Source organism: Paracraurococcus ruber, assembly GCF_004353985.1.
GTDB classification, from domain to species: domain Bacteria; phylum Pseudomonadota; class Alphaproteobacteria; order Acetobacterales; family Acetobacteraceae; genus Paracraurococcus; species Paracraurococcus ruber.
In genome coordinates this window covers 16908-27238 of the sequence record NZ_SMOA01000071.1, presented here as the reverse complement: position 1 = coordinate 27238, position 10331 = coordinate 16908, and the positions used below count along the sequence as shown (strand labels likewise).

General features: G+C 72.8%; 10 protein-coding genes and 1 pseudogene. 6 read left to right on the top strand and 5 right to left on the bottom strand.

Annotated elements, in window-relative coordinates:
- The 4 genes and pseudogenes from E2C05_RS33025 to E2C05_RS14850 all read left to right on the top strand — a co-directional run.
- Positions 1-515, top strand: a pseudogene (locus tag E2C05_RS33025) (hypothetical protein); the annotation flags it as partial.
- Between the two features lie 130 nt (positions 516-645).
- A complete protein-coding gene (locus E2C05_RS14860; RefSeq protein WP_133220425.1) occupies positions 646-1533 on the top strand; it encodes a DMT family transporter in 888 nt (295 codons plus the stop codon).
- Positions 1533-2423, top strand: a complete 891-nt coding sequence (locus E2C05_RS14855) for a DMT family transporter (protein ID WP_133220424.1) — start codon at positions 1533-1535, stop codon at positions 2421-2423. The genes E2C05_RS14860 and E2C05_RS14855 overlap by 1 nt, the downstream gene beginning before the upstream one ends.
- Positions 2423-3310, top strand: coding sequence for an MBL fold metallo-hydrolase (locus E2C05_RS14850; protein ID WP_133220423.1), 888 nt, complete (start codon positions 2423-2425; stop codon positions 3308-3310). Before E2C05_RS14855 ends, E2C05_RS14850 begins: the two co-directional genes overlap by 1 nt.
- 24 nt (positions 3311-3334) lie before the next feature.
- Here E2C05_RS14850 and E2C05_RS14845 read toward each other — a convergent pair whose 3' ends face one another.
- From E2C05_RS14845 to E2C05_RS14825, 5 genes are all read right to left on the bottom strand, one after another.
- Positions 3335-4030 carry an NUDIX hydrolase gene (locus E2C05_RS14845; RefSeq protein ID WP_240046746.1) on the bottom strand — a complete coding sequence of 232 codons (696 nt, stop codon included), beginning with the start codon at positions 4028-4030 and terminating at the stop codon, positions 3335-3337.
- Positions 4023-4862: a nitroreductase family protein gene (locus tag E2C05_RS14840; RefSeq protein WP_158292132.1), complete on the bottom strand. Its 840-nt coding sequence runs from the start codon at positions 4860-4862 to the stop codon at positions 4023-4025. The genes E2C05_RS14845 and E2C05_RS14840 overlap by 8 nt, the downstream gene beginning before the upstream one ends.
- 126 nt (positions 4863-4988) lie before the next feature.
- Positions 4989-5390 (bottom strand): VOC family protein, encoded by a 402-nt coding sequence (locus E2C05_RS14835; RefSeq protein ID WP_133220421.1) that lies wholly within the window; start codon positions 5388-5390, stop codon positions 4989-4991.
- A gap of 90 nt (positions 5391-5480) precedes the next feature.
- The gene (locus E2C05_RS14830; protein WP_133220420.1) at positions 5481-7535 is read right to left on the bottom strand and encodes an acetate--CoA ligase family protein; all 2055 of its coding nucleotides are present in this window, start codon (positions 7533-7535) and stop codon (positions 5481-5483) included.
- Positions 7536-7701: 166 nt separating this feature from the next.
- The gene (locus E2C05_RS14825; protein WP_338045145.1) at positions 7702-8613 is read right to left on the bottom strand and encodes an SDR family NAD(P)-dependent oxidoreductase; all 912 of its coding nucleotides are present in this window, start codon (positions 8611-8613) and stop codon (positions 7702-7704) included.
- Positions 8614-8799: 186 nt separating this feature from the next.
- On the opposite strand from E2C05_RS14825, the gene E2C05_RS14820 reads away from it, so the two are divergent.
- Positions 8800-9564 carry an ABC transporter ATP-binding protein gene (locus E2C05_RS14820; protein ID WP_200305329.1) on the top strand — a complete coding sequence of 255 codons (765 nt, stop codon included), beginning with the start codon at positions 8800-8802 and terminating at the stop codon, positions 9562-9564.
- Complete coding sequence (locus E2C05_RS14815) at positions 9561-10322, top strand: ABC transporter permease (protein WP_133220418.1); 762 nt, start codon at positions 9561-9563, stop codon at positions 10320-10322. The genes E2C05_RS14820 and E2C05_RS14815 overlap by 4 nt, the downstream gene beginning before the upstream one ends.
- Positions 10323-10331: the final 9 nt, after the last annotated feature.

Here is a 10331-nt window from a genome sequence, read left to right as displayed (position 1 = left end):
CGGCGGTGGCCGCCGCCTTCGCCTTCGCCGGCATCGCGCTGACGGGGGCCGAGGCGCCCTGGCGGCAGATCACCTGGTCCTGGTCCCGCGGCGGCGAGGTGACCGCGCTGCTCAAGCGCGAAGCCTATGGGGAGCGCCTGCTGGTCCTCTCGCCCGATGTCTTCCCGGTCTATCCGGCGCTGAACTACGCGCGGGCGCAGTCGACGCTGCGGACCATGAATCTCTGGCTGCTGCAGGGCGTGTACCAGGATTGCCCGGCCGGCGGCGCCCGCTACCGCGAGACCTGGGAGATGCCGCGCGCGGAATTCTTCGTCTATCGCAGCGTCGCCGAGGATTTCGCGCGGGCGCCGCCGGCCGCCATCCTCGTCGCGACCAATCCCGGCATCCCGGATTGCGGCGAGCGCTTCGATTTCCTGGCGTATTTCGCCCGGCATCCATTGTTCGCCGAGACCTTGAGGCGTTACCGTCCGGTGGCGGAGATCGAAGGCTACCGGCTGCTCCGCCGCGAGGAGTGATGGAACGACGCTTGTCCGGGCCGCGGCCTTGAGCGCGCCGCCCGGGACCGCCGCCGCGCAGCGCGTCCCCGCGACGCGTCCCGGCATCGCCAGCGCCCCGGGCTGGGGTGCGCCGACGGGGGAGGAGGCCATGCGCGGCCTGACCTTCGTGGCGCTGGGCTATGCGGTGATCTCGGTCGCCGATGCGACGGTGAAATACGTGCTGCCCGAGGTCGGGCCGGCCGCCGCCATGGTCTGGCGCGGCATCTTCGGCGCGCTGGCGGTGCTGCTGCTGTCGCGTGGCCGGGCGCTGGCGGCGGTCAACAAGCCGCTGCTCGCGGTGCGCGGCCTGCTGCAGGCCTGCGTCTCGGCCGCCTGGTACCTGGCCTGGTCGCTCGGCGTCACCCTGGCCGACAGCTACGCGGTCGCCGCCGCAGCGCCGCTGCTGATGACGCTGTTCGCCATCCCGCTGCTGGGGGAGACGGTCGGCTGGCGGCGCTGGTGCAGCACCGCGGTGGGCTTCGCCGGCGTGCTGTTCATGCTGCAGCCGGGCGGCGAGCTGTGGCGCTGGGAATCCGCGCTGTTGCTGGTGGCGACGGCGGTGATGGCGATGAGCCGGATCTGGACCCGCATGCTGACGCGCACCGACACGCCCGACAGCATGGCGTTCTACGTGCTGCTGGCGCAGGTGCCGGTCGGCCTGGTGCTGCTGGCCTGGCCGGCGATGTGGCCGGCGGGCGGTCCGCCGCCGCTGCTGCCGCCGATCTGGGCCGTCGCCACCCTGATCGGCTTCGCCGGCCTGAATGCGGTGGCGCAGATCCTGTTCGGCCGCGGCTTCGGCCTGGCGCCGGTTTCCGCCATCGCGCCCTTCGAATACACCCCGCTGCTCTGGGGCATCCTGCTCGGCTACCTCATCTGGGGCGATGTGCCGGCCTGGACCACGCTGGGCGGCGCCGTCGTCGTGGTGGGCGCCGGGCTCTACAACGTGCACCGGGAGAGGCTGCGCCGGGCCGAGGAACGCGCGGCGGCCCCGGACTGATGGCGCTGCGGCACGACATCCGCCGCGGCGCGCTGTGCATGCTGGCGGCGCATGCGCTGTTCACCGCCATGGGCGCGGTGGTGAAGACCCTGGCCGACCACATCCCGGTCATCGAGATCATGTTCTTCCGCAGCGCCTTCGCCCTGCCGGTGGTGCTGCTGATCACCGCGCGGTCGGGCGGCGCCACGCTGCGGACGCGGCGCTTCGGCGGGCATGCGCTGCGCGCCTGCACCGGCATCGCGGCGCAGACGCTGGGCTTCTATGCGCTTGGCATCCTCCCTTTGGCGGAGCAGGTGGCGCTGGGCTACACCCAGCCGCTCTTCGTGACGATCCTCGCCATCCCCTTCCTCGGCGAACGCGTCGGGCTGCATCGCTGGAGCGCGGTCGGCCTCGGCTTCTGCGGCGTGCTGCTGATCGCCGCCGGGCAGGGCCTGGGCGGCGCCGGCCTGTCGCCCGAGCTGCTGCGCGGCACCGCCGCCGGCGTGGCGCAGGGCATGTTCTCGGCGCTGACGACGCTGCTGGTGCGGCAGCTTTCCGCCACCGAGAGCAGCGCGACCATCACCCTGTGGCAGTCGCTGCTGATGGGCTGCTACGCGCTGCTGCTGCTGCCCTTCTTCTGGGTGACGCCGACATGGGGCGAGCTGGGCCTGCTGGTGCTGGTCGGGCTGGTCGGCGGCTGCGCGCAATGGCTGCTGACCGAGGCCTGGGCGAGCGCCCAGGTCTCGGCGGTCGCGCCCTATTCCTATTCGGCGCTGCTCTGGTCGGTGGGGCTGGGCTGGCTGGTCTTCGGCGACCTGCCCGGGCTCGGCATGGTCGCGGGCTCGGCCTTGATCGTCGTGGCCGGCCTCTACATCCTGCACCGCGAACTCGTCCGGAAAGGAAAACGCTGATGGGCCTGACCTTCCTGCGGGAGGATCCGCTGCCGCATGGCGTGGCGGAGGAGACGGCGCCCGGCGTGCGGCGCCTGGTCTGCAACAACCCGTCCGCCTTCACCTTCCGCGGCACCAACAGCTACATCGTGGGGCGCGGGGAGGTCGCGGTGATCGACCCCGGGCCGGAGGATGCGGCGCATCTCGATGCGCTGCTGCGGGCGACTGCGGGCGAGCGCATCACGCAGGTGATCGTCACGCACACGCATCGCGACCATTCGCCCGGCGCCGCGGCGCTGGTGGCCGCGACCGGCGCGCGCACTTATGGCTTCGGCCCGCACATGACGCCGCCCGAGGCGGGCGGGGAGGGCGGCGACCACGGCTTCCGCCCCGATGTCGCGGTGCCGGATGGCGGCGTCGTGGAAGGGCCGGGCTGGCGGCTGACCGCGCTGCACACGCCCGGCCATTGCGCCAACCATCTATGCTTCGCGATGGAGGGCCCAAAGGGGGAGCAATCCGTGCTGTTCAGCGCCGACCATGTGATGAGCTGGTCCACCAGCGTGGTCAGCCCGCCGGATGGCGACATGACGGACTACATGCGCAGCCTGGAACGCGTGATGGCGCGCGACGACCAGGTGCTGCTGCCCGGCCATGGCCCGCCGATCCGCGACCCGAAGCCCTTCCTCGCCGGGCTGCACGCCCATCGGGAGGAGCGGGAGGCGAAGGTGCTGGCCGCGCTCGGCAAGGCCGGCGTGGCCACGGCCGAGGAGCTGGTCGGGCCGGTCTATGGCCCGCTCGACCCCCGGCTGGTCGGGCCGGCCGGCCGCAGCCTGCTGAGCCATCTGATCAAGCTGGAGCGGGAGCGCGCGGTGATCCGCGTCCCCGGCGACACCTGGGCGATCGCCTGAGGCCGGGCCGGCGCCGGGACGCGCTCAGCGTTCCGGCGTCCGCGTGTCCTGGCCGCGGAAGCAGATCAGCTCCCGTGCCTCCCGCGCCGCCGGCGGCATCGCCAGCCAGTCGCGGAACTCCGCCAGCACCTTCGCCGTGATCGTGGCGATCTTGTGCCGGAAGGCGTCCTCGAAGGCGAAGTAGCGCAGCTCCTCCAGCTCGCCGGACCCGCGCAGCGCGCCCTGCGCCGCCGCGGCCGGCGCGACCAGGAAACGGGCGTTGAAGCGGCGCGGCAGGCCGGCCGGCGTCACCGCGCGGCAGAGATACTCCAGCGCGCCGAGATCGGGCAGTAGCCGCCGCCCCTCCGTCCGGCCGAGCACCAGGCCGGTCTCCTCCTCCAGCTCCCGCGCCGCGGCGATGCCCAGCGCGCGGGCCAGCGAGGGCGGCGCCTTCCGCTCGAGGCAGGCGCGGGTGAAGGCAGGCAGCTCGCTCAGCGCCGGGGCGCGGTGGTCGGCGCGGTCCACCCGGCCGCCGGGAAAGACCAGGACATTCGGCATGAAGCGGTGCCGGGCGTGCCGCAGGCCCATCAGCACCTCCGGCCCATCCTTCCCCTGCCGCCACAGGATCAGGCTGGCGGCATGCTTCGGCCGGACGGCGCGCGGCGTGGTGCGCGGCGCCAGCGCCTCGGCGCCCGGGTTGTCGTCGGTGGGTCGCTCCCGGCCGGGCGCATCGTCAGTCAAGCGACAGGCCCTGCAGCTTCAGCCAGGTGCGCAGCCCGAAGCGCTCCGGCACCGAAAGCTGCCGCGCGGCATTCTCCGACCAGGCGCAGCCTTCCGGCTTCGGGCCGAGGATTTCCGGATAGCGCGGCTTCGCCGGCGGGCGGGCGGCGTCATAGGCGGGCAGCGCCGCCTCCAGCCCGCTGTCGTCGTACTGCTCGCGGTGCACCACCACGCGCTGCGGCAGGCGGGGCGAGAGCCAGTTCCGCGGCCCGGCGGGGACGCCCAGCGTCAGGCCGGCGACCGGAAACACGCCCTCCGGCAGGCCGCACATCGGCCCGATCTTCTCCACATGGTTCCGCACATAGGAGATCGGGCAGGTGCCGAGCCCGGCCGCCTCCGCCGCCATCACCGTAAAGCCGAGGGCGAGGGCGGCATCGGCGGTGGCGTTGACGAAGGTGTCCACGTTGTCGTTGGCATGGCGCCGGCCGTGCAGCGCGCAGACCCGCCGCCCGCGCCGCACATCGCCGCAGAACAGCAGGAAGACCGGCGCCTGCTTGATCCAGTCCATGCCGCCGATCCAGTCGGCGATGCGGGCGATCTTCGCCGCATCCTGGAGGACGATGACGGCGTATTGCTGCAGGTCGGACTTGCTGGGCGCCGATTGCGCGCCCGCCAGCACGGTCTGCAGCAGCGCCTCCGGCACCGGGTCCGGCGCGTAGCGGCGCGTCACGCGGCGGTCGAGCAGGGCGGCGAGGGCCGGCGGCACCTCGGCCGCGGGCTGGAAGGGCAGGGGCGCATTCTGCGGCACGCCGTAGCGGCCACGGATCAGCCCTTCGGGATCGGTGTCGGACATGGCGCCGGCAGCATGGCAGGCGCGACGCGGCAGCGCGAGGCCCCCCAGCGCCCGGCACCCGGCGCGGCCCCGCGGCGCGGCGTCACGCGCCGGGCCGATCATCGCCCGCCGCGATCCGCCCCGGCGTCAGGCCTGCGCCCAGGGATCGTAGGTGCCGAAATGCCAGAGATGCCCTTCCAGGTCGCGGCAGGAATAGCTGCGGCCACCCATGGGCTCGTCGGCCGGCGGCGCGACGATCTCGGCGCCGGCCCGCTTCGCGCGGGCATGGTGCGCATCGGCATCGGTGACCATCACATAGGCGCTCTGCGTCACATGGCCGAGCGGCGGGAGCTGAACGGCGCCCGAGCCTTCGGCCGGCGCGGGGCCCAGGATGACCATGCCGTCGCCGAGCACGAGCTGCGCGAAGATCACGGTGCCGGCCGAATCCCGCTGCACGCGGCGTGGCTCGAAGCCGAAGGCCCGGCAGAGCCAGGCCACCGCCGCCGCCGCGTCGCGGTAGGGCAGGGTGGGGAAGATCGTCGCGCGCATCGGGAAGGGGTCCTCGGGGCGGCGGGCCCGGGCGCGCCGCCGCATGGATCAGCACATCGGCGGCGCCCCGGCGGCCGGGGCCGCGGAACCTCAGCCGGCCGGCACCGCCCAGGCATCCGCCACCGTCACGCCCTCGGAGCCGGGATGGATGATGAGCGGATTGATCTCCGCTTCCGCGATATCCTCCCGCGCGGCAAGACGCGATAACGCGACCACGGCGCGGGCCAGCGCCGCCAGGTCGCCACGCGGCAGGCCGCGCCAGCCGCCGAGCGGCCGCAGCCCCTTCACCTCCGCGATCATCGCCATGGCCTCATGCTCGGTGACGGGGGCGAGGCAGAGCGTCACGTCGCGGAACAATTCGGCGGTGATGCCGCCGGTGCCGAGCAGGACAACCGGCCCGACCTCCGGGTCCCGCCGGAAGCCGAGGATGGCCTCGCCGAGGCCCTTCGCCATGGGCTGGACGAGGAAGCCGGTGAGCCGCGCGGCGGGCGCAGCGGCTGCGACGCGGGCCTGCATGGCCGCGGCCTCCGCCGCCAGCGTGGCGGCATCGGGGATGTACAGGCGGACGCCGCCGACCTCGGTCTTATGCGCCAGGTCGGGCGACAGGATCTTCAGCGCCACCGGGAAGCGCAGGTCGGGCGCCGGATCCTGCGGGCTGCGCAGCACCGCGAAGGGGCTGGTAAGGCCGAGGGCGGCGAGGAGGTGGCGCGCATCGGCCTCGTCCGGCCGGGCCGGCAGGGCATGCGCAACCGCCGGTGCGGCCGCGGCGGCGCGCGGCGCCTGCCAGTCGCACCAGGCGCGGATGCAGTCGGCGGCGGATTCCGGCGTGCGGAAGGCGGGGATGCCGGCCTCGGCCAGCAGGCGCAGCGAGGCATCGGCCTGCGGCACCAGGAAGGCGGCGACCGGCTTGGCGCCGCCGGCATCCCGCGCGCGGACGATGCCGGCCACCGCATCCTGCGGCCGGAACTGGGCCGAGGAGCCGATGACCGAGAGCACGAGATCGGTGTCGCCCGCCGCCTGCAGCGCGTCGATCGCGGCGGCGACGCGGTCCGGCTTCGCGCCGGCCAGCGTCAGGTCGAGCAGGCGGCCATGATGCGCGATGCCGGCCGCGTCCAGCTTCGCGCCGGCGGCGGCATCGGGCGCGCGCGCCTCGATGCCCGCGACGCCGAGGCAGTCCACCGCCATGGCGCCGCCGCCGCCCGTGGTGGTGGTGACGCTGACGGCGCGCTTCGGCTGCGCGGGCGGGCGGGCGGCGCGGGCCAGGGCCGGCAGCTCGATCAACGCCTCCAGCGTCGTGACCCGCAGGATGCCATGGGCGCGGAAGAAGGCCTCCGCCGCCGCGTCCGAGCCGGCCAGCGCGCCGGTATGGCTGGTGGCGAGTTCCGCGCCATAGGGGGAGCGGCCGAGCTTGTAGGCGATGACCGGCTTGCCGGCGGCATGCGCGCGGCGGGCGAGGTCGGCGAAATGCCGCGGTTCGCGGATGGCTTCGAGGAACAGCAGGATCGCGTCCACCTGCGGGTCGTCCACCAGCAGGCCGGCGACCTCGCCGGCGGTCAGGTCCGCCTCGTTCCCCGTGCCGACGAGGTGGGAGAAGCCGATGCCGCGGGCCGCGCCGCGCGACATGATGGCGCCCATCATGGACCCGGACTGGCTGACCAGGGCGATGCGGCCGGCCGGCAGCGAGTCGGCCTCCAGCGCCGCGTTGACCGAGCAGGCGATGCGGTCGTTCAGGTTGACCACGCCCATGGAATTGGGCCCGAGGATGCGGAGCCCCGCGCGCTTCGCGGTCGCCAGCAGGCGGGATTGCCGCGCGGCGCCCTCCGGCCCCGCCTCGGCGAAGCCGTCGGCCAGGACGCAGGCGGCGGGAATGCCCTTGGCGGCCACCGCCTCCACCACGCCTTCGACCTGCGGCGTGTTGAGCAGGATATAGGCGAAATCCACCGTGCCCGGGATGTCGGCGACCGTCGGCCAGGCGCGCTCGCCCAGCACCTCGGCCTCCCGCGGATGGACCGGCAGGATGTCGCCCTGGTAGCCATGCTTGCGCAGGTAGAGCTGCGCGCGCGCGGTCAGGCGCTTGGGGTCGCTCGACGCCCCGACCAGGGCGATGCGGCGGGGCTGGAAGAGGGCGCGGTGGAGACTGTGCATCGGCGTTCCTTCAGCCGGGAGGAAAGAGGGCTACCTCTCTCTCCCCCCAGGCCACCCTCTCACCGCTTTCTGAAAGTCGGATGATGTCGCATGGCGGGTGCAGGACTCACGGAAAACGGTGAGTGGAGGTTCGGGGGAGAGAGGTGTCCCTCTCTCCCCCGGGCTCTCACAGCGGATCCCAGGAGAACACCTCGCCCGAGCGCTCGAGCGGTACGAAGAAGCTCTTCAGCGCCGGCAGCGCATGCTCGGCGATGCTCTCGGGCGTCCAGCCCTCGGCGGCGTGGATGCCGCGGATCGGCCGGTTCTGGCTGAACAGGAACAGCTCGTTCATCCGCGGGCCGAAGATCTGGCCGGTGACCTCCTTGGCCGCGTCGGAGGCGAGGAACACCGCGAGCGGCGCGTTCTTCTCCGGCCCCATGCGCATGATCTTCTCGACCCGCGCCTTCTGCTCCGGCGTCTCGGCCGGGATGCTGCTGGTCATGCGCGACCAGGCGAAGGGGGCGAGGCAGTTGGAGCGGACATTGTAGCGCTTCATGTCGAGCGCGATGGACTTCGACAGCGCGGCGATGCCGAGCTTCGCCGCCGAGTAGTTCGCCTGGCCGAAATTGCCGATCAGGCCGGAGGTCGAGGTGATGTGGACGTAGCTGCCGCTCTCCTGCTTGCGGAAATGCGTCGCCGCGTGGCGGGAGACGTAGAAGGAGCCGTTGAGATGCACGGCGATGACCGCATCCCATTCCTCCGCCGTCATGCGGTGGAAGATCTGGTCGCGCAGGATGCCGGCATTGTTCACGACGATGTCGATGCGGCCGAAATGGTCCATCGCCGATTGCACGATCTTCCCGGCGCCCTCCCAGGAGGCGACGCTGTCGGTGTTGATCTCGGCCTGGCCGCCACGCTGCTCGATGATCTGCTTGGTCTGCTGCGCCGGGGTGGCGGACTGGCCTTCCCCGGTCAGGGACGCGCCGATGTCGTTGATGATGACCTTGGCGCCGGCCTGCGCCATGTGCAGCGCGATCTCGCGGCCGATGCCGCCGCCCGAACCGGTGACGACCGCGACCTTGCCGTCCAGCATGCCCATGGTGCCGTTTCCTCCTGCCTGAATGCGTAGCCGGCTAAGCGTAGCCCCGGGGCGCCGGGCCGTGAAGCGGGGGCGGGCATGGGGGGACAGGCGCGGGCGATCCGGGCGGCAGACCCGGGGGCCAGGATTGTGCCGCTGGCAAGGCGGTTGCATACCCGGACGCGGGCAGCCGGGGGAGCCGGGGCATTGGCGCTGGTCGTGCTGGACGATGTGGGGAAGACCTATCGCGGCCGCGGCGGCGCCTATGAGGCCGTGCGCGGCGTCTCGCTCGACCTGGCGGAGGGCGAGTTCGTCTGCCTGCTCGGCACCTCCGGCTGCGGCAAGACCACGGTGCTGAACATGGTGGCGGGGTTCGAGGCGCCGACGGCCGGCCGCATCCTGCTGGACGGCGCGCCCGTGCGCGGCCCGGGCGCCGAGCGGGGCGTGGTCTTCCAGGGGCATGACAGCCTGTATGACTGGCTGACCGCCCTCGACAACATCGCCTTCGGTTTGCGGCTGCGCGGCCTGCCGAAGCGGGAAAGGCGGGCGCGCGCCGGGCATTTCCTGCGGCTGGTCGGGCTGGACGGGCAGGGGGCCAAGCACCCGGCCGAGCTTTCGGGCGGCATGAAGCAGCGCATCCAGATCGCCCGCGCCCTGGCCGCCGACCCGCGCATCCTGCTGATGGACGAGCCCTTCGGCGCGCTGGACGCGATGACCCGCGCGACGCTGCAGGCGGAGCTTTCCCGCATCTGGGCGGAGACGCGCAAGACCGTGCTGTTCATCACCCATGACATCGAGGAAGCGGTGGCGCTGTCGACCCGCGTCGCGGTGATGACGCGCGGGCCGGGCGGCACGCTGAAGGCGCTGATCCCGGTGGACCTGCCCTATCCGCGCGACCGCACCTCGGACGGGTTCATGGCGGTGTTCCGGCAGGTGCATGCGCTGATCCATGCGGAGATCCACCCGCAATGAGGGACCGCGCCATCACGGTGCTCGGCTACCTCGCCGGCTTCGCGCTGCTGTTCGCGGTGTGGCATGTCGCGGCCACCTGGCTGGCGCGCAGCGCGCTGTTCCCGCCGCCCTGGCCGGTGCTGGACCGCGCCGTGGTGTTGGTGGAGGACGGCATCCTGCAGGAACAGGTGCTGGCCAGCCTGCGCCGCATCGCCCAGGGCTTCCTGCTGGGCAGCGCCGTCGGCATCCCCATCGGCCTCGCCATCGGCAGCTTCCGCCCGGTGCGGGCGCTGCTGGAGCCCTGGACGGAGTTCTTCCGCTTCATCCCGGCGGTCGCGATGATAACCGTCTCGGTCATCTGGTTCGGCATCGGGGAGGAGAGCAAGGTCTTCCTCATCGCCTACACCACCGTCTTCGTCATCATCATCAGCACCGCGGCCGGCGTCGGCGCGGTGGCGCGGGACAAGATCCGCGCGGCGCAATGCCTGGGCGCGACGCGCTTCCAGGTGTTCCTCCTCGTCGCCCTGCCGGCGACGCTGCCCTACATCCTGACCGGGATGCGGCTGGCAATGGCCAATTCCTTCGTCACCATCGTCGCGGCGGAACTCGTCGCGTCCAATGACGGCCTCGGCAAGATGCTGTGGGATGCCCGCCTGTTCATGCAGGTGGAGGACATCTTCGTCGCGCTCGTGGCGCTGGGCCTGCTCGGATTCGCGGCCGACCGGCTGTTCCGCCTGCTGATCCGCGCCTTCGCCGGGCGCTTCAACCCGACCATGTGAGACAAGAGG

Bases quoted from the DNA above. Each gene is read 5' to 3' on its own strand.
- E2C05_RS14840 (WP_158292132.1), bottom strand. From the start codon at position 4,862: ATGTCCGACACCGATCCCGAAGGGCTGATCCGTGGCCGCTACGGCGTG.
- E2C05_RS14835 (WP_133220421.1), bottom strand. From the start codon at position 5,390: ATGCGCGCGACGATCTTCCCCACCCTGCCCTACCGCGACGCGGCGGCG.
- E2C05_RS14860 (WP_133220425.1), top strand. From the start codon at position 646: ATGCGCGGCCTGACCTTCGTGGCGCTGGGCTATGCGGTGATCTCGGTC.
- E2C05_RS14855 (WP_133220424.1), top strand. From the start codon at position 1,533: ATGGCGCTGCGGCACGACATCCGCCGCGGCGCGCTGTGCATGCTGGCG.
- E2C05_RS14815 (WP_133220418.1), top strand. From the start codon at position 9,561: ATGAGGGACCGCGCCATCACGGTGCTCGGCTACCTCGCCGGCTTCGCG.
- E2C05_RS14830 (WP_133220420.1), bottom strand. From the start codon at position 7,535: ATGCACAGTCTCCACCGCGCCCTCTTCCAGCCCCGCCGCATCGCCCTG.
- E2C05_RS14850 (WP_133220423.1), top strand. From the start codon at position 2,423: ATGGGCCTGACCTTCCTGCGGGAGGATCCGCTGCCGCATGGCGTGGCG.
- E2C05_RS14825 (WP_338045145.1), bottom strand. From the start codon at position 8,613: ATGGGCATGCTGGACGGCAAGGTCGCGGTCGTCACCGGTTCGGGCGGC.